This is a genomic window from Arthrobacter sp. 9MFCol3.1, from assembly GCF_000620385.1.
Classification (GTDB): Bacteria; Actinomycetota; Actinomycetes; order Actinomycetales; family Micrococcaceae; genus Arthrobacter.
Genome location: NZ_KK211131.1, coordinates 241,952 through 259,466, shown reverse-complemented (window position 1 = coordinate 259,466; position 17,515 = coordinate 241,952). Strand labels below are relative to the sequence as shown.

Annotated in this window: 21 protein-coding genes; 10 read left to right on the top strand and 11 right to left on the bottom strand. The window is 66.9% G+C overall.

Annotated features, from left to right (window positions below; all coding sequences use genetic code 11):
- Nucleotides 1-23: 23 nt before the first annotated feature.
- From C560_RS0118585 to C560_RS0118560, 6 genes are all read left to right on the top strand, one after another.
- Nucleotides 24-434 (top strand): MmcQ/YjbR family DNA-binding protein, encoded by a 411-nt coding sequence (locus C560_RS0118585; protein ID WP_026539328.1) that lies wholly within the window; start codon nt 24-26, stop codon nt 432-434.
- A complete protein-coding gene (locus tag C560_RS0118580; protein WP_026539327.1) occupies nt 431-988 on the top strand; it encodes a DUF1990 family protein in 558 nt (185 codons plus the stop codon). Before C560_RS0118585 ends, C560_RS0118580 begins: the two co-directional genes overlap by 4 nt.
- 14 nt (nt 989-1,002) lie before the next feature.
- Entirely contained in the window at nt 1,003-1,605 is a 603-nt protein-coding gene (locus C560_RS0118575) for a hypothetical protein (RefSeq protein ID WP_026539326.1), read from the top strand.
- Between the two features lie 130 nt (nt 1,606-1,735).
- Complete coding sequence (locus tag C560_RS0118570) at nt 1,736-2,053, top strand: putative quinol monooxygenase (RefSeq protein WP_026539325.1); 318 nt, start codon at nt 1,736-1,738, stop codon at nt 2,051-2,053.
- 113 nt (nt 2,054-2,166) lie between these two features.
- Nucleotides 2,167-2,460, top strand: a complete 294-nt coding sequence (locus C560_RS0118565) for a DUF503 domain-containing protein (protein WP_026539324.1) — start codon at nt 2,167-2,169, stop codon at nt 2,458-2,460.
- 139 nt (nt 2,461-2,599) lie between these two features.
- Nucleotides 2,600-3,541: a hypothetical protein gene (locus tag C560_RS0118560; protein WP_043423413.1), complete on the top strand. Its 942-nt coding sequence runs from the start codon at nt 2,600-2,602 to the stop codon at nt 3,539-3,541.
- 70 nt (nt 3,542-3,611) lie between these two features.
- Here C560_RS0118560 and purL read toward each other — a convergent pair whose 3' ends face one another.
- Genes purL through purS form a run of 3 tightly spaced genes read right to left on the bottom strand, consistent with a single transcriptional unit; the run spans nt 3,612 to nt 6,953 of the window.
- Nucleotides 3,612-5,945: a phosphoribosylformylglycinamidine synthase subunit PurL gene (purL, locus tag C560_RS0118555; protein WP_043423412.1), complete on the bottom strand. Its 2,334-nt coding sequence runs from the start codon at nt 5,943-5,945 to the stop codon at nt 3,612-3,614.
- Nucleotides 5,942-6,700 (bottom strand): phosphoribosylformylglycinamidine synthase subunit PurQ, encoded by a 759-nt coding sequence (purQ, locus tag C560_RS0118550; protein ID WP_026539321.1) that lies wholly within the window; start codon nt 6,698-6,700, stop codon nt 5,942-5,944. Before purQ ends, purL begins: the two co-directional genes overlap by 4 nt.
- 1 nt (nt 6,701) lies before the next feature.
- Complete coding sequence (purS, locus tag C560_RS0118545; protein WP_018776110.1) at nt 6,702-6,953, bottom strand: phosphoribosylformylglycinamidine synthase subunit PurS; 252 nt, start codon at nt 6,951-6,953, stop codon at nt 6,702-6,704.
- A 277-nt stretch (nt 6,954-7,230) separates the two neighbouring features.
- Between purS and C560_RS0118540 the strand changes: the two genes are divergently transcribed.
- The gene (locus C560_RS0118540) at nt 7,231-7,416 is read left to right on the top strand and encodes a hypothetical protein (RefSeq protein ID WP_018776109.1); all 186 of its coding nucleotides are present in this window, start codon (nt 7,231-7,233) and stop codon (nt 7,414-7,416) included.
- Nucleotides 7,417-7,447: 31 nt separating this feature from the next.
- Here C560_RS0118540 and C560_RS23490 read toward each other — a convergent pair whose 3' ends face one another.
- On the bottom strand, nt 7,448-7,585 hold the full coding sequence (locus C560_RS23490) for a hypothetical protein (protein WP_155855830.1): 138 nt from the start codon (nt 7,583-7,585) through the stop codon (nt 7,448-7,450).
- Nucleotides 7,586-7,764: 179 nt separating this feature from the next.
- On the opposite strand from C560_RS23490, the gene C560_RS0118535 reads away from it, so the two are divergent.
- Nucleotides 7,765-10,905: a S8 family serine peptidase gene (locus C560_RS0118535; protein ID WP_442853172.1), complete on the top strand. Its 3,141-nt coding sequence runs from the start codon at nt 7,765-7,767 to the stop codon at nt 10,903-10,905.
- Nucleotides 10,906-10,995: 90 nt separating this feature from the next.
- On the opposite strand, the gene C560_RS0118530 is transcribed toward C560_RS0118535, so the two are convergent.
- From C560_RS0118530 to C560_RS0118515, 4 genes are read right to left on the bottom strand one after another with little or no spacing between them, the layout of a single operon-like run.
- Complete coding sequence (locus C560_RS0118530; protein ID WP_018774399.1) at nt 10,996-11,376, bottom strand: hypothetical protein; 381 nt, start codon at nt 11,374-11,376, stop codon at nt 10,996-10,998.
- Nucleotides 11,373-12,353, bottom strand: a complete 981-nt coding sequence (locus C560_RS0118525; protein ID WP_051533275.1) for a hypothetical protein — start codon at nt 12,351-12,353, stop codon at nt 11,373-11,375. The genes C560_RS0118530 and C560_RS0118525 overlap by 4 nt, the downstream gene beginning before the upstream one ends.
- Entirely contained in the window at nt 12,322-12,903 is a 582-nt protein-coding gene (locus C560_RS0118520) for an SSI family serine proteinase inhibitor (RefSeq protein WP_018774397.1), read from the bottom strand. The genes C560_RS0118525 and C560_RS0118520 overlap by 32 nt, the downstream gene beginning before the upstream one ends.
- A 27-nt stretch (nt 12,904-12,930) precedes the next feature.
- Nucleotides 12,931-13,380, bottom strand: a complete 450-nt coding sequence (locus C560_RS0118515; protein ID WP_026539318.1) for a MarR family winged helix-turn-helix transcriptional regulator — start codon at nt 13,378-13,380, stop codon at nt 12,931-12,933.
- A gap of 184 nt (nt 13,381-13,564) precedes the next feature.
- Between C560_RS0118515 and C560_RS0118510 the strand changes: the two genes are divergently transcribed.
- Nucleotides 13,565-13,789 (top strand): hypothetical protein, encoded by a 225-nt coding sequence (locus tag C560_RS0118510; protein WP_018774395.1) that lies wholly within the window; start codon nt 13,565-13,567, stop codon nt 13,787-13,789.
- 143 nt (nt 13,790-13,932) lie between these two features.
- Complete coding sequence (locus tag C560_RS0118505) at nt 13,933-14,127, top strand: hypothetical protein (RefSeq protein WP_043423475.1); 195 nt, start codon at nt 13,933-13,935, stop codon at nt 14,125-14,127.
- Between the two features lie 235 nt (nt 14,128-14,362).
- Here the strand turns inward: C560_RS0118505 and C560_RS0118500 are convergent, their stop codons facing one another.
- The 3 genes from C560_RS0118500 to recR all read right to left on the bottom strand — a co-directional run bounded on the left by C560_RS0118500 (nt 14,363) and on the right by recR (nt 17,513).
- On the bottom strand, nt 14,363-15,715 hold the full coding sequence (locus C560_RS0118500) for an aspartate kinase (RefSeq protein WP_018774393.1): 1,353 nt from the start codon (nt 15,713-15,715) through the stop codon (nt 14,363-14,365).
- Between the two features lie 612 nt (nt 15,716-16,327).
- On the bottom strand, nt 16,328-16,906 hold the full coding sequence (locus C560_RS22800) for a GNAT family N-acetyltransferase (RefSeq protein WP_051533274.1): 579 nt from the start codon (nt 16,904-16,906) through the stop codon (nt 16,328-16,330).
- 7 nt (nt 16,907-16,913) lie between these two features.
- A complete protein-coding gene (recR, locus tag C560_RS0118490) occupies nt 16,914-17,513 on the bottom strand; it encodes a recombination mediator RecR (RefSeq protein ID WP_018774392.1) in 600 nt (199 codons plus the stop codon).
- Between the last annotated feature and the right edge of the window lie 2 nt (nt 17,514-17,515).

Here is a 17,515-nt window from a genome sequence, read left to right as displayed (position 1 = left end):
CCGCAGCCGGATAGGCTCGTGCCATGGACGTTGCCACCCTCCGTGAGATCTGCCTGAGCTTCCCCGGCGCCTTTGAGGACTTTCCCTTCGGGCCGGAGACATCCGTCTTCAAAGTGCGGGCTGCCGTCGCAGGCGGCGCGCGGCAGGATGCCAAGATGTTCGCGGCGTCGGCCATGGACCCGGCCGACTGGTCCGTGAGCCTCAAATGCGAGCCGGCCCTGGCCGAACAGCTGCGCGCCCTCCACCCGGAAATCACCGGCGCCTGGCACATGAACAAAACGCACTGGAACGGGGTCCGGCTGGACGGCTCGCTGCCGGATGACATGATCCGGGACATGGTGGAGGACTCCTACGACCTGGTGGTGGCATCGCTCAGCCAAAAGCAGCGGGAGCAGCTGGGCTGGGCGGGCCTCGCCCGGGGCGACGGCGCATGAGCGGCAACCCCGCCGGCCGCATCGCGCGGGGCGCGCTGAACTATCCGGGCATTGGCTCCACCGAGCACGGCCAGGCCCCTCCGGGATACCCGTCCCTAGTGTCCCGGACCTACCTCGGCGACGGGCCGGAAACCTATCGGAGGGTGGCGCAGGGAATCCTTGCCTGGGAGCTTCAGAAGCGGTCCGGGCTGCGCGTCCGCACCACCTCCGACGCCGTGGTGCCCGGAGCGCGGGTGGTGAGCGGATTCGGCGTCGGGCCCTTCCGGATCAACGCGCCCTGCGAAGTGGTGTGGGTGCGCCGGCCGGTGCCCGGCGGCGGGCCGCAAAGCGCGGGCTTCGGGTACGGCACACTGCCGGGTCATCCGGAGCGCGGCGAAGAGGCGTTTGAAGTGGAGATCGACGCTGCGGGGCTTGTTTTCCTGACCATCACCGCCTTCAGCCGGCACTCCAACTGGTTCTACGCAGCCGGCGGCCTCCTGGCCCGGTCGGCGCAGCGGCACATCACTTCCCGATACATTGAAGGGGCACGTCAACTCGCCGCAGGTGAAAGCTGATCAGGAGCAGATGGATGCTGGAACAGAAAACCCTTGACCAAATGTGGAACTTCGAGGACCCCGCCGGGTCCGAAGCCCGGTTCCGGGCGGCCGCGGCGGATGACAGCTACGACGCCGACGAACGCGCCGAACTCACCACCCAGCTGGGGCGGGCCATCGGGCTGCAGGGCCGCTTCGAGGAAGCCGACGCCCTGCTGGATTCGGTCGACGCCGACGAGCCTACCGTGGCCGTGCGGGTGCTGCTGGAACGGGGCCGGGTGCTCAACTCCAGCGGCCACCCGGAGATGGCCGTGCCGCTCTTTGAACAGGCGGCCGAACTGGCAGACCACCTGGGCGAGGAATTCCTGGCCGTGGACGCGCTGCACATGCTCGCCATCGCCGACTCCGCCCACGCCGAGACCTGGACCCGGAGCGCCCTGGAGTATGCCTCCACGGTCCACGACGAGCGGACCAAACGGTGGGTGGTCTCGCTGCACAACAACCTCGGCTGGACGCTGCACGACGCCGGCCGCTGCACCGAGGCCATGGTGGAGTTCCAGCTCGCCGAACAGTGGGCCGACAGGATCGGCACCCCGCGGCAGCAGGAACTGGCCCGCGAAGCGATCAAGGCCTGCTGATTCCGCCCTTCAACTGCAACGCGGGGTCACTTACGGCCCATAGATGCCCCCGGAATGGGCCGGAAGTGACCCCGCGTTGGGTTGTTGCAAGAATGGAAGACCGTCCCGCCGCACCGAAAGGCTTCAGCCAATGATCTTCATCGTCGTCAAATTCAAGGTCAAGCCGGACTGGTCGGAGCGCTGGCTGGGACTTGTGGACGGTTTCACCCAGGCCACCCGCCAGGAGCCCGGCAACCTGTGGTTCGACTGGTCCCGCAGTGTGGAGGACCCGAATGAATTCGTCCTCGTAGAAGCCTTCAAGGACGACGCCGCCGGGGACCACGTGAACAGCGCCCACTTTCAGCAGGCAATGGCGGACATGCCGCAGGCGCTGGCCGAGACGCCCCGGATCATCAGCCGGCAGATCGACGGCGACGGCTGGGACCGGATGGGCGAGCTCACCATCTGACCCCAACTCACCCATCTCGCCCGCCTCACCCCGTCGATTGCTCCGTAACCGCCCTTTTGAGGCCTGAAAACGGCGTTGGGCCGGTGGGGAGCAATCGATGGGAAAATTCAGGCATGTGGATCGGCTGGATTGAATTCGACATCCTTCTGGGCGACGTTCACAGCCTGAAGGAGAAGCGCTCCGCGGTGCGGCCGCTCCTGGCCGAGCTGAAGCGCCGCTTTGATGTCTCCGTGGCCGAGGTCGGGGACCATGAGCAGCACCGGCGCACGCAGTTGGGCGCCGGCCTGGTGGCAGCAGACCGGGCACACGTCGTGGAGGTGCTGACCGCCGTCGAACGCTTCGTGGCAGCCCGGCCCGAACTCGAACTCCTCAGCACACGGCAACGGGAGCTCCGCAGCGACGACTGATCCCCGCGGATTGCTCCGCCACCCCCGTCGATTGCTCCGTAGTCGCCCTTTTGAGGCCTCATAACGGCACTTATGGAGCAGTCGATGGGCGTTGTGGATAACTCCTGCGGCGTACGCGCCGAACTGGTCTGATGAAGCCATGAAGACCGCGCGCCCGCTGCCGGACGATTTCCGGCGACGCCCCTTTACCGTCGTCGAAGCCGCTGCGGCCGGTGTGTCCCCGAAAAGGCTCCGCCACCGGTCCCTGGCCGCGCTGGGCCGGGGAATCCGGGTGCAAAGCCCGACGCCGGGGCTTCCCCTGTGCGTGCGAGTGCGGCCATTCATTGAGGTCAATGAGCGATGCGCCGCGTCGCACCTCACCGCGGCGGAGCTTGGTTCGCTTCCCGTGCGGCAGCAGAAGGAGGCACCACCGATGTACCACGTGATCAGGCCCGAGGGCGCGGCCCATCTCAACCGGCCACACGTAATCGTCCACCGCATGAAGCTCTACGACGACGAGGTCACGCTGCTGGACGGGATTCCCGTCACCACCCCGGAGCGGACCTGGCTGGATCTGGCCGAAATGCTGACCGTAGACCAACTCGTCGTGGCCGGCGACAGCTGCGTCCGGATGCCCCGGCCTGAGCTCGACGGCAGGGATGCGCCGCTGTGCAGCCTGCAGGATCTGCAGCGGATGATCGACCGGCACAAGGGAAAACGCGGGCTCCGCAAGGCGAAGGAAGCCATCGCCCTCATCCGGGTGGGCTCGGATTCGCCGCAGGAGTCCTTGCTGAGGCTGGCCATAGTCCGCGCCGGTCTTCCCGAACCAGAGCTGAACGTGCCGATCATCGACGATGCAGGAACCCGGCACCACGAACCCGACCTGTCCTACCGGAAATACAGAATCGGCATCGAGTACGAGGGCGAACTCCACGGTGAGGAGGGCCAGATCGTCCGGGACATCGCCCGTTCGGAGAAGTACACGGCCCTCGGTTGGACCGAAGTCCGGATCTCCAAGCGGCACATGCACGATGATGCCAAGGCCGCGGTGGCCAAGGTCCGTGCCGCGCTCCTGCAGGCGGGCTGGCGGCCCGGCCGTTAACGAACGATTGCTCCGCAACTGCCGTTTTGAGGGATCAAAAGGGCAGCTGCGGAGCAATCGATGGAACTTGTTAGCCGAAGTACTTCGGCAGGGTCGCCTCGTGGGCTTCGCGGAGCGCGTCGAGGTTCATGGTCTCGACGCCGTTGATCTCCAGCGTGCCGCCTTCGGCGTCCACCACACCGATCCGGACATGCGCGAAGCCGCGGGCAGTGCACATGTCCGTGAAGCGGATCTCCTCAGAGCGGGGCACAGCGACGACGGCGCGGCCCTGGGTTTCGGAGAACAACGCCGTGAACAGGTCCACGCCGTCGCGGTCCAGGACGTCCTGCAGGGCGATCCGGGCGCCCACGCCGTAGCGCAGGGACGACTCCACGAGGGCCGCGGCAAGGCCACCTTCGGAGAGGTCGTGGGCTGAATCCACCATGCCGTCGCGGGAGGCGTTGATCAGGATCTGACCGAGTTCACGCTCGGCGTCGAGGTCAACCTTCGGCGGCAGGCCGCCCAGGTGTCCGCGCATGTTGGACCATTCCGAGCCGTCCAGTTCAGCCGCCGTCGTGCCCAGCAGGTAGATGGCCTGGCCGTCTTCCTTCCAGCCCGACGGGGTGCGGCGGGCGACGTCGTCGAACTTGCCCAGCACAGCCACCACGGGGGAGGGGTGGATGGGGGTGGTCCCGGTCTGGTTGTACAGCGAGACGTTGCCGCCGGTGACCGGGATGCCGAGGACCATGCAGGCGTCGGACAGGCCGCGGATGGCTTCGGCCAGCTGCCACATGACGTCGGGGTCCTCCGGGGAGCCGAAGTTCAGGCAGTCGCTGACGGCCATCGGCACGGCGCCGGAGGTGGCGACGTTGCGGTAGGCCTCGGCCAGGGCCAGCTGCGCGCCGTGGTACGGGTCCAGGTAGGTGTAGCGGCCGTTGGCGTCGGTGGCCAGGGCCACGCCCAGGCCGGTTTCCTCGTCCACCCGGACCACGCCGGCGTCGTCCGGGAACGCCATGGCGGTGTTGCCGCCGACGTAGCGGTCGTACTGCTTGGTGATCCAGGACTTGTCGCACATGTTCGGCGAGGCGACGAGTTCGGTGATGGCGGCGGCCAGCTCCGCGGGGGCGGAGGGGCGTCCGGCGTCCTGCACGGACCCGGTGAAGGAGTCGGCCTGGACGGCGTCCTGCCATTCGGGGCGGGCGTACGGGCGGTCGTAGACCGGACCGTCGTGGGCCACGGTGCGCGGGTCGACGTCGACAATGACTTCGCCTTCCCACGTGATGATGAGGCGGCCGGTATCGGTCACCTCGCCCAGCCAGGAGTACTCCACCGCCCACTTGTCCATGACCGCTTCGAACGCGGCGATGTTCTCCGGGGTGACCACGGCCATCATGCGTTCCTGCGACTCGGACATCAGGATCTCGCCCGGGGTCAGGGTGGGGTCGCGGAGCAGCACGGAGGTCAGCTCGACTTCCATGCCGCCGTCGCCGTTGGAGGCGAGCTCGGACGTGGCGCAGGAGATGCCTGCGGCGCCGAGGTCCTGGATGCCTTCGACCAGGGATCCCTTGAACAGCTCCAGGCAGCACTCGATCAGGACCTTCTCGGCGAACGGGTCGCCCACCTGGACCGCGGGGCGCTTGGACGGCTTGGTGTCATCGAAGGACTCCGAGGCCAGCACGGAGGCGCCGCCGATGCCGTCGCCGCCGGTGCGGGCACCGAACAGCACCACCTTGTTGCCCTTGCCGGAGGCGTTGGCGAGGCGGATGTCCTCGTGTCGCATCACGCCGACGGCCAGCGCGTTCACCAGCGGGTTGCCCTGGTAGACGGAGTCGAAGACCATCTCGCCGCCGATGTTGGGCAGGCCCAGCGAGTTGCCGTAGCCGCCGATCCCTGCCACGGCGCCGTGCATGACGCGGGCGGTGTCCGGGTGGTCAATGGCGCCGAAGCGCAGCGGATCCATCACCGCGACCGGGCGGGCGCCCATGGAGATGATGTCGCGGACAATGCCGCCGATGCCGGTTGCGGCGCCCTGGTAGGGCTCCACGAACGACGGCGAGTTGTGGGACTCGATCTTGAACGTCACGGCCCAGCCGTCGCCCAGGTTGGTGACACCGGCGTTTTCGCCGATACCCACGAGCATGTCCTTCTTCATTTCCTCGGTCACCTTGTCGCCGAACTGGCGCAGGTGGTTCTTCGAGGACTTGTAGGAGCAGTGTTCGCTCCACATCACCGAGTACATGGCGAGTTCCGCGCCGGTGGGGCGGCGGCCCAGGACCTTGACGACCTCGTCGAACTCGTTCTGCTTCAGGCCCAGTTCGGCCCAGGGGAGTTCGGTGTCCGGGGTTTTGGCCGCGTTCTCGACGGTGTCGATGTTGAACTTCCGGGCGGTCTCCGCGGGCGCCGCCACTGCGGGTGTCTCCGTCATTTGTTGTCTCCCACGATCTTGTTCAGGACAGAGGTGAAGAACCCGAGGCCCTCGGTGCCGGAACCGAGCTCGGGGCCGAAGCCGGCCTCCACGGCGTGCTCGGGGTGCGGCATGAGGCCCACCACGTTGCCGGCGGCGTTGGAAATGCCGGCGATGTCGCGGCGGGAGCCGTTCGGGTTGAAACCGACGTAACGGAACACCACGCGGCCTTCGGCCTCAAGCGCATCCAGGGTCTTCTCGTCGGCGATGTACTGGCCGTCCTGGTTCTTCAGCGGCACGGTGATTTCCTGGCCGGCGGCATAGTCCCCGGTCCAGGCCGTCGTGTTGTTCTCCACGCGCAGCACCTGGTCGCGGCACATGAACTTCAGGTGGTCGTTCTTGATCATGGAACCGGGCAGCAGGTGCGACTCGGTCAGGATCTGGAAGCCGTTGCAGATGCCCAAAACGGGCAGCTTGGCCTCGGAATTAGCGGCGTCGATGATCTTGGACATCAGCGGCGCGAAGCGGGCGATCGCGCCGGCGCGGAGGTAGTCGCCGTACGAGAACCCGCCGGGAATCACGACGGCGTCAACGTCACCCAGGGTGGTGCCGGCGTGCCAGAGCTCCACCGGGGTGGCGCCGGCCAGACGGACCGCACGGGCGGCGTCGCGGTCGTCGAGGGTGCCGGGGAAGGTGACGACGCCGATCTTCGCACCGGCCAGCCGGGGGTTGGCGGCGACGGCGACGGCCTCGCCGATCAGGGGGAGTTCAGTCATTTCAGGCCTCAACGACCTCGACGTTGACGACGTCCTCGATGACCGGGTTGGACAGCAGGGTCTCCGCGGCGTCGCGGGCCTGGGCCAGGATCTCCTCGGTCACCTCGCCGTCGACCGTGAGTTCAAAGCGCTTGCCCTGGCGGACAGAGCTGAATGCGGTGAAGCCCAGCCGGGGCAGAGCACCGACGATGGCCTTCCCCTGCGGGTCCAGAATCTCGGGCTTGGGCATGACGTCGACAACGATCCGGGGCATCCGGCAACTCCTGTGCGTGAGCGTTGGGTAAGGGCGCAGCGGAGTGGTGCCGTCTCACGCCGATCCGCTGTGTGTTGAGGACTGCCTGGTGAATACAGCGTGAAAGGGCGCTCCGCGAGCTTGCATGCCCATTCTACCGGCCACGGAGCGTCCGGCCGTATTCGGGCTGGGAGTGTGAACGCAGCCTCCGTGGCAGGGTCTTGAGCTGGAGAAACGGCGTCGCGGGGGCCGGCTGCGCCCTATGGTCGGGGCTGCCGCGGGTCAGTAGGATGTGCGCATGGCTGAGAATCCGAAATCCGTGGTGTTGTCTGTTGTGGCCGTCGCAGTGTTCGCCGGGCTGGGCCGGATGGTCCTGCAGAAGATCAAGGCCGACCGTGCGGCGAAGGCGACCAAGGTGGCCGGGCCCCTGGATGAGAAGACCCGCGCATGGATCAGCGACGTGGTCCGGACTCCCCGAAAATAGGCCAGCGGGTCACGAGCGGGTCACGAGCGGGTCACGAGCGGGCCGGCGGCAGGCCCTGGGCCATGACGGGCCGGTTCCCTGCGCGCCGGGTACCGCGGGGTGCGGCCGCACCCGGCCGGACCTTCCAATTGACGCAGTTCAGCGACGTCGCCGTCGCGTCGTGTCGCATTGCGTGACAAATTTTAAATACCCCCTTGTGGTCTATGTCATATCTCGCTCTCAGTCTGTACTGTATGAATCGGCTGGTATCCGTGGGGGCGGGCCGGGCGACCGCCCGGTGAGTTCCCGCCAGTCCGTTGGGCCCGGTGTTGCAGCCGGGCCGTTCCTTTACGAAAGGTTCAAACACTCGTGACATCACCAGGAAAGAGCTTCCTTCGAAGCGGGGGACTCCGGAGGGCCGCGGCACTGACCCTGGGCTTGCCGGTTCTTCTGTCCAGCATCGCGATCGCCCCGGCCAACGCTGCCCCGGCGCAAGGCCAGACCGTGGCCGGCGTCGCACAGAAGAATGTTGATCCCAACAACTACAAGGACGGCCGCTACATCGTTGTCCTGACCGAAAAACCGGCTGCCACGTATGCCGGCGGGACGGCCGGCATGCCGGCCACCAAGCCCGCGCCCGGCAAGAAACTGGATGCCAACCGGGCCGAGGTAAAGAAGTACGAGGCTCACCTCGAAAAGAAGCAGGCCGACGTAGCAGGCAAGCAGAACGTCAAGATCAATCGGCAGTTCACCGCTGCCCTCAACGGATTCAGCGCAAACCTCACCGCGGATCAGGCCATCAAACTGGCCAAGGACCCCAGCGTGCTGACGGTTGCCCCTGACACGGAAAACGCTCCGGACTACTCCAGCACCGATTTCCTGAAGCTCAGCGGGCCCAACGGAACCTGGAACACGAAGTTCGGCGGCCAGGACGGCGCCGGCAAGGGCGTCGTCGTCGGCGTCATCGACACCGGCTACACCCCGTCCAGTGCGTTTTTCGCCGGGGAAGAGGTCAAGCCCCTCGTCGGGAAGCCCGTCGTCGGTGTGCCGTACAGGATGGCGGACGGCAAGATCGCAATGCTCAAGTCCGACGGCGACACTTTTATCGGTGAGTGCCAGAAGGGCCAGGACTTCGACGGATCTGCCTGCAACTCCAAGGTCCTGAGCGCGCACTACTTCGCCGAGGACTTCCTGAAGTACGTACCCCCGGGCGACCGTGCTCCGGAAGAACTGCTGTCCCCGGTCGATGTCGCCAGCCACGGCACCCACACGGCCAGCACCTCGGCGGGCAACGCCAACGTCGAGACCTTCGTCGACGGGCGCAGCTTCGGCCTGACCAGCGGCATCGCGCCGGCCGCCAAGCTCTCCGTGTACAAGGTCTGCTGGGAAGACACCGACCCCGACACGGGTGGCTGCTATAGCTCCTCGTCCGTTGCCGCCGTCGACCAGGCCGTCAAGGACGGCGTCGACGTGCTGAACTACTCGATCTCCGGTTCTGCGACGTCAGTTATCGACCCGGTCTCGATTGCCTTCCTGAACGCTGCCTCCGCAGGCATCTTCGTCGCAGCATCGGCCGGAAACTCCGGTCCGACGGCGAGCACCGTCAACCACGGGGGCCCCTGGGTCACCACGGTTGCGGCCAGCAGCTTCTCCCAGGAGCTTCAGGGCACTGTTGAATTCGCAGACGGCACCAAGTTCCGCGGCGCCAGCATCATGAACAAGGAAGTCAAGGACGCCGGCGTGGTGCTTGCCGCCAACGCTGCCGTGGCGACCCCGCCGTCGAGCCCTGCACTGTGCGGGCCCGGCACCCTGGACCCGGCGAAGGTCGCCGGCAAGGTCGTCGTTTGCGACCGCGGCGTTGTCGACCGCGTCGCCAAGAGCGCCGAGGTTGCCCGCGGCGGCGGCGTCGGCATGATCCTGGTGAACCTGAGCAATTCCTCGCTGGACACCGATCAGCACGCAGTCCCGACCGTGCACGTGAACCCGCCGGCCACCGAGGCCATCAAGGCCAAGGTAACCGCCGCCCCGGATATCAAGGTGTCCCTTGTCAACAAGGACACGACCGGACTGCCGCTGGAGGCGCAGCCGCAGATTGCCGGGTTCTCCTCCCGGGGCCCGCTGCTGGCCACCGATTCGGACCTGCTGAAGCCGGACGTTACCGCGCCGGGCGTTGCAGTCCTGGCCGGTGTGTCGCCGATTGGCGCTGGTGGTGCAAAGTTCGGATTCTTGTCCGGCACCTCCATGGCGGCACCGCACGTTGCCGGTTTCGGCGCGTTGCTCCTGGGCAAGAACCCGAACTGGTCCCCGGCTGCGGTCAAGTCCGCCATGATGACCACGGCAGGCAACGTGGTGAACGCCGACGGCTCCAAGAACACCGACGTCCACGCCACCGGCGCCGGCCAGGTGGATCCGGCACGCATGGTCGACCCGGGTCTTGTCTACGACGCTAACGAAGAGGACTACTGGAAGTTCATTCAGGGCACGGGGATCAACCTCGGCCTGGCGTCCAGCACCCTGCCGCGGGACATGAACGTCCCGTCCTTCTCGCTCGGCAACCTCACCGGCAAGATCACCGTGACCCGGACCCTGACCGCCCTGACTCCGGGCGTCTACAAGGTCAAAGCCGATGTACCCGGAATTCAGGTCAACGTGGCTCCGGCGGCCCTGAACTTCAAGGCCGCTGGCGAGAAGAAGACCTTCAAGGTCAGCTTTGAGAACAAGAGCGCTGCCCTGGGCAAGTTCGCCATGGGTTCACTGAGCTGGGAGGGTGCAGGCAAGACCGTCACCTCGCCGATCGCAGTCCGGCCTCAGTCTGTCGTCGCCGCGAAGGATGTCTTCCTGAGCACCGAATCCGGCACCGGTTCGGGCGACATCAGCGTTGTGTCCGGCACCAACTTGCCCGTAAACATGACGCTGGACGGCCTGTCCAAGGCGGATTCTTCTGCCGTGGAGCTGGTTCCCGGTCCCTTCGCGGGCCGCGCCGATGCCTCGACGTTCGTCAAGACCGTGAAGGTCCCGGCGGGTGCTCCGCTGGCCAAGTTCTCGGTCATCTCCTCTGACCCGAACTCGGACTTCGACATGTGGGTTGTCACGCCACAGGGCGTCGAGCAGGTGGCGACGTCGTCGTCCAGCGAGACGCTCTCGATTGCGGATCCCGCTGCCGGCACGTACACGATCTACGCGAACCTGTACTCCAGCCCGGGCGGCAAGGCCACGAAGGCAAGCGTTGATGCCGCGATTCTCGGTGCCAACGAGAACAACGCGACCATCTCGCCGAACCCCCTGGTGCTGCCGAACGGTGAGACGGGCAAGATCACGCTGAACTGGACCGGCCTTAAGCCTGGCTCCTACATTGGCCGGATCACCTTTGCCGGTGCGAGCGAGCCGACGTTCGTCAGCGTCGTCGTGAACGCTGCAGGGGTTGCCTCGGTGGCGCCGACCTCGGAAGGCGCGGCCCCGCAGTCCAAGTTCCAGAACCAGGAGCTTGAGCGTCCCAACAACGCCATCTAGGCGCAGCTCAACCTGACAACAAAGGCAATGGCCGGCGGTTCGCACCGCCGGCCATTGCTGTTTCGTGACGCCTGTGAGGTTACGTGTGGTTCAGATTGCCCCGGTGGAACCTGCAACCCCGCCCAGCAGCGGCGCCATCGCCCGCCAGCGGGCGATCTCGCAGCCATCGGTGCGGCTAAACGTGCTGTGGACTTCCCGGCCCAGGAACCAGCCGGTCACCACGGCGACCTGCGGACCGCCGTACTGCTGCGTGCACATCTTCGGCGGTCCCGGCTTGGGAAAGAAGATGGCCTCGCCGTGCTGCGTGACCGCCGCGAGGGCGGCCGCCGAATCCGGCAGCGTGGACGCCGGGGCGACGCTGCCGCCGTCGGCCGCCAGGCGGAAGGTGTACTCCGGCGCTTCCGGGGCCTCCCTCAGCAGGACGGTGAGATCGATGTCGTGGCGGCTGTGACGCTCGTGCGTAGCGTTCATTGCTGTCCTTCCGTGCGTTCGGGGGCAGGGCCGGAACCCATCGACTGGAGCAGGGGAGAAAGCTCCTGCAACAGCCGCTGCCGCAGTTCTTGTGATTCGGCGGAAAACCCCCGCTGGTGCTCAACGTACTCGGCTTTGCCCTCCGGTGTCTCGATCCGGATCGCCGGATACCCCCAGTCGGCGAGGTCGTAGGGCGAGGCCTGCATGTCCATGGCCCGGATCCGCCACGACAGTTCGAAACAGTCCATGACGAGCTCGCTGGGCAGCAGCGGGGACAGCTTGTAGGCCCACTTGTAAAGGTCCATGTTGGCGTGCAGGCAGCCCGGTTGCTCCATGGCGCGCTGGTTCTCCCGGCTGGGGACCATGCTGTTCAACGGAACGGCGTCCGGGGTGTAGAAGCGGAAGGCGTCGAAGTGCGAGCACCGGATCCGGTTCTCCTCCACCACCTCGTCGGTGCGCCCGGACCCCAGCCGCAGCTGCAGGTACTCGTGCCGGAGATCGAACTTGTCCTGCCGGTAGACCATGGCCCACTCGTGCAGCCCGAAGCAGCCGAACTGGGCCGGCCGCGCGGCGGTCCCGGCCAGGATAATCCCTGCGAACTGCAGTGCCTCCCGGCGCTCCCTCAGGAAGGCGTCGACGTCGACCGTCACGGCCGGCGACTCCGCCGGCAGTCCGGCGGCTGCGAGTTCCGCGGCATCGGCCGCGCGGTAATACTTCCACCCGGTCCGCGCCACAGCCTCGGGGCCGGAGAGCACGACGCCGGCGCCCGGGTGCCAGCGCAGCAGCTGTCCGGGCTTCTGGGTGTAGTAGGTGAAGAGGAAATCCTCCACCGGGTGCTTCCGGCCGGCGGAGCGCCGCTCGAGGTAGGGGTCCGCGTAGCGGCGGACACGTTGGACGTGGGCGGCCTGGCGCGGCAGCCACTCTTCCTGCTGGAGGTGCAAGGGCTTAGCTCGCCCCGCCGGATGAGCCCAGAACATCTTTGGCGGCGTTCCAGGCGGCGATTTCACAGCCGTTTGTCAGGCTGAAGCTCGCCTGAACCGCCCTGCCATCCACGACGCCGGTGACGGTGGCCACCTGCGGGCCGCCGTACTGCTGGGTGCAGGTCTGGTTCTTGGCGGGCGGGGCGGGGCTGAGGATGGCCGGGTTGTTCTTGATGGCGATGCACGCGGCGGCGGCGTTGGGGTGCTGGCTTTCGGCCGCCGGAACCCCGTTCTGGCAGACCAGCGTGAGGTTGGCCGCGGTGCCGGTTTCGGACGGCTTGACCATGATGGCGAGCTCGGCGTTGCCCTGGCCCGGGCCGGACGGCAGCGGGACCGCGGACGGGGACGGGGCCGGCGAGGTCGTCTCCGTCTCCGGGGACGGGGAACCGGACGGTGCTGTGGGTGACGGGCTGGAGGGGGTGCCCGTCGTGGTGCCGGAGGAGGGAGAAGGGGTGGGTCCGCCGTTCGGCGTGCAGGCGGTCAATCCGGCCACGGCCATCAGGACGGTCGCCAGAACAAGTGCCGGGCGGCCCGATTGCGTGCGCATCAGCAGTCCTCCTCTGTTTTGCCCAGTCTACCGCCGGGGCGCGTCGTCCGGGCCTGGCCGCGTGGCAGCGATGAGGTCCATCATGGACGCATGCAGCTGCCCGACCTGTTCGCGTGTCAGGCCGAGCCGGGCCATCATGATGCCAGGGACTTCGGTGGCCTGCTCCCGAAGGGCGGCTCCGCGCGGCGTCAGCCGGACGTCCAGGGTGCGCTCGTTGCCTTCCATCCGCTGGCGGGTGATGAAACCGGCAGCCTCGAGCCGGCGCAGCAGAGGCGAGATGGTTGCCGGCTCCTGGGCCAGGGCCTCGCTGATGTCCCGAACCGACCGCGGGCTCGCTTCCCACAGGCACAACATGACGAGGTACTGCGGGTGGGTCAGGCCGAGCCTGTCCAGGACGGGTTTGTATGCGCCCACGACGCTTCGGGAGGCAACCGTCAGGGCGAAGCAAAGCTGTTGTTCCAGCAGGAGGTCGTCCAGTGCAGCCTGTGCTTCCTGTGATTCCTGTGATTCCTGTGCGGCCGGGGAGTCCGGTGCTCCCGGCGTGACTCGCTTGTCCTGGATTGCTGGGGTTCCTTCGGTCACACCGACTCCTTCGAATGATTAGTGCACTAATGATTAGCGTACACTGGGAGCATTGTCTTGTTCCCAGGAAAGGATAGCCATGGCCAAGGAGAATGCCGCCGAGAGGTTCATGCGGGCAACCGGTAAGCTACGGGCGGTGTTCGGGCCGGCCAACCGCAGTTCACTCGGCCACGAGATGACCGACCAGAACCAGCGGCTGCTGGCGATGCGGCAGGCCGAGACGGAACAGTGGGAGACGCTGCACCGGCCCGATGGCAGCACCTATGTGGTGCCCCGGAACCCTGACGACAAATCCCTGCGCTAGGCCCCATTTGGCGGCACCCCACCCGGGCCATTTCCCGCCGTCGGGCGTAAAATGAGGGCACTGACACACCGCAGTGCAGGATCCTGAACGACCCGGGACGAGGAAAGGGGGTGGGACTAGTGACACGTGCTGTCAGAGCTTTTATGGAAAAGACAGACAAGCTGAGGCTACTGTTCGGGCCCGCAAATCGGGGCGATACGGCGGCGCCCGTAGTTCACAAGCACGACGACTTCGAGCACGCCTCGGAAGACGACCTGGCCGGCTTCGAGGTCGAGACGGATGATCAGGGACACCACTACGCTGTCCGTAAGACGGATCTCGGGAAAGAAGAGGTCTGACGAGGCCCGCTTCGCCGATTCCGACGGTTCCGGGGGACCCTGGTGCCGGGGGCATCCGGGGCGGCCGCGCAGTACGCGGCCGGAAACGCGGGAATTCGGCCGGAGATGTGGGGACGCGGCCGACGACGGGCGGAGATGGGGAAGGGAGCGGCAGGCGCCGCTCCCTTCCCCATTCCTTTTTGTTGCCTGTGTGCTGCCTATGCGGTCCGGGATTCCGCCCAGGTTGCGGCGCGGCTTAGCGGCCCGTGCCGCCGTAGACCGTGGCCTCGTCCTCGCTGTCGAGGTCAAACGCCCTGTGGATGGCGCGGACGGCGTCGTCGAGCAGATCCGCGTGGGTGACCACGGAGATGCGGATCTCCGAGGTGGAGATCATGTTGATGTTGATGCCGGCCTCGGAGAGGGCCGCGAAGAAGCGGGCGGACACGCCCGGGTGCGAGCGCATGCCGGCGCCGATCAGCGAAAGCTTGCCGATCTTCTCGTTGTATTCGATGCTCTCAAAGCCGATCCGGTCCTGGGCGGCGTGCAGCGCGGCCAGTGCCTCGGCGCCCTCGACGATCGGGAGGGTGAAGGAGATATCGGTCCGGCCCGTGCCGTGGGTGGAGACGTTCTGGACGATCATGTCGATGTTCGAGTGCGCGTCCGCGATGACCTGGAAGATCGCCGCTGCTTTGCCGGGGATGTCAGGTACGCCGACAACCGTGACCTTGGCTTCGGACCGATCGTGTGCAACACCGGAGATGATTGGCTGCTCCAAGGCAACTCCCTCTTGAGTCGTGATCTTGTCGTCGGCGCCGGGCAGGACCCAGGTGCCTTCGTTCTGGCTGAATGAGGAACGGACGTGCAGGGGCACCCCAAAGCGGCGGGCATATTCGACACAGCGCAGGTGCAGAATCTTAGCGCCGGACGCGGCCAGTTCCAGCATTTCCTCGCTGGAGATGCGGTCGATTTTCCGGGCCGACGCGACCACGCGCGGATCGGCCGTGTAGACGCCATCGACGTCGGTGAAGATCTCGCACACGTCGGCGTCAAGCGCCGCGGCGAGGGCCACCGCCGTCGTGTCCGAACCGCCGCGCCCGAGCGTCGTGATCTCGTTCGTCGTGTGGCTCATGCCCTGGAACCCGGCCACAATCGCGATATGCCCCTTGTCCAGGGCGGTGCGGATGCGGTGCGGGTCGACGTCGATGATTCGGGCCTTGCCGTGGATGCCGTCGGTGATCATGCCGGCCTGGGACCCGGTGAAAGACTGGGCCGAGGCGCCGAACTTGTTGATGGCCATGGCCAGCAGCGCCATGGAGATTCGTTCGCCGGCGGAGAGGAGCATGTCCATCTCGCGGGCGGGCGCGGAATCGGTGACCTGGCCGGCGAGGTCAAGGAGCTCATCGGTGGTGTCGCCCATGGCGGAAACCACCACCACCACCTCGTCGCCGGCGTTTTGGGCGTCCACCACCCTCCGGGCGACGCGCTTGATGCCTTCTGCGTCCGCCACCGAGGACCCGCCAAATTTCTTCACGACAAGGTGCTTGGTGGCGGCGGCCGAGACGGGCAGCGTCTGCGATCCGGGCTGGACTTCGGTAGTGGGCAAACTCATTCGCGCACCCTCACTGGATCATCGGGGTTCTGGGCCAGGCAACCAAACGGCGCGACGGCGTAACTTCTCACCCCAGTTTATCGCCGTGCTGCCCGCGCCGTTGAATTGTGACCGAATGGCAGACACTCCCGGTCTGTCTCCACGGGACATGCCCAGTGCTGCGGGCAAGGGGTGGGCATGTTCACCGGTTCCGTGGGGCATGCTCATTCTTGGCGGCCTGGAGTGGACATGAGGGCATTGTGTCCATTCCTGGGTGCGGGCGCTGGACATGTCCGCCGGGCCGGGTGGGGGAGTGCGGGCAAGGGGTGGACATGTGCACGGGTGCCTTGGGGCATGCTCATTCTTGGCGGGCTGGAGTGGGCATGAGGGCATTATGTCCGTTGGCGGGCGCGGGCGCTGGGCATGTCCGCTGGGCAGGGCGCGGGCGCGGGGCATGTCTGCTGGGCCGGGTGGGGGAGTGCGGGCAAAGGGTGGGCATGTTCACCGGCGCCCGTGGGACATGCTCATTCTTGGCGGGCAGGAGTGGGCATGAGGGCATTATGTCCGTTGGCGGGCGCGGGCGCTGGGCATGTCCGCTGGGCCGGGTGCGGGAGTCGGCGCGGGGCACGTCCGCTAGCCGCGGTCCAACCGGTAGCGCCAGGATGGCAGCTGCTTACCCGCGGTGTCCTCGGCAACCGGGAAGAAGCGGTCCTTCCGGAAGCCCAGGCCCTCGAGGAGCCTGCGTGACGGGAGGTTGGGTTCGTAGACGCCCGCAAAAATGGTCGAGCTGTCGCGGCCGCCGAAAAGCCAGTCGACCAGGGCGCCGGCGGCCTCCCGGCCGAGGCCGAGCCCGTGGTGTTCCGGGTGCAGAACGTAGCCCAGGCTGGCTGAGTTTGCGGGAATCCGGCCTGGCGCCGGGGGTTCCTGCGTGTTCCAGGTTCGGGCGTCCCCAATGACTTCACCAGTAGCCCGGAGCTCGATCGCCCAGCCGAAGTGAAACCACTCGGCTGTGGAGGATGCTGCAGCGGACAGCGCCTGCTCAAGCCGGGCGCTGTTCTGCGTCGGAGTGAGCGGACCATGGGACAGGTAGCGAGTAGCTGCCGGGTGGGCACGGAATCGAAGCAGGGCGTCGGCGTCGTCCGCGGTCAACGGACGCAACAGCAACCGCCCGGTGAGGAGCGGGGCCCGGGTGTCGCCGCCGGTGGCTGCCACGAGTCCGTCAGCTCAGGGCGTTGCGGCGGCCCTCGAAGGCCCGGCCGAGCGTGACTTCGTCGGCGTATTCCAGGTCCCCGCCCACGGGCAGGCCGGACGCCAGCCGGGTGACGGCGATGCCGATCGACTTAAGCATCCGGGCCAGATACGTCGCCGTGGCCTCGCCCTCGAGGTTGGGGTCGGTGGCGATGATGATTTCCTGGATGGCGCCGTCGTTGAGCCGGGTCAGCAGTTCACGGATCCGGAGTTGTTCCGGACCGATCCCGGCGATCGGATTAATCGCGCCGCCGAGTACGTGGTACCTGCCGCGGAAGGACCGCGTGCGCTCCACCGCCAGGACGTCCTTGGATTCTTCGACGACGCAGATCACCGTGGGGTCCCGGCGCGGGTCACGGCAGATGTTGCACAGTTCCTGCTCCGTCACGTTCCCGCAAACGGTGCAGAACTTGACCCGTTCCTTCACGGTGGTGATGGCATCGACAAGCCGTTTCATGTCCTGGGGATCGGCCTCGAGGATGTGGAAGGCCAGCCGCTGGGCTGACTTGGGCCCCACCCCGGGAAGGCGTCCGAGCTCGTCGATCAGCTCTTGAACTGCGCCTTCGTACACAA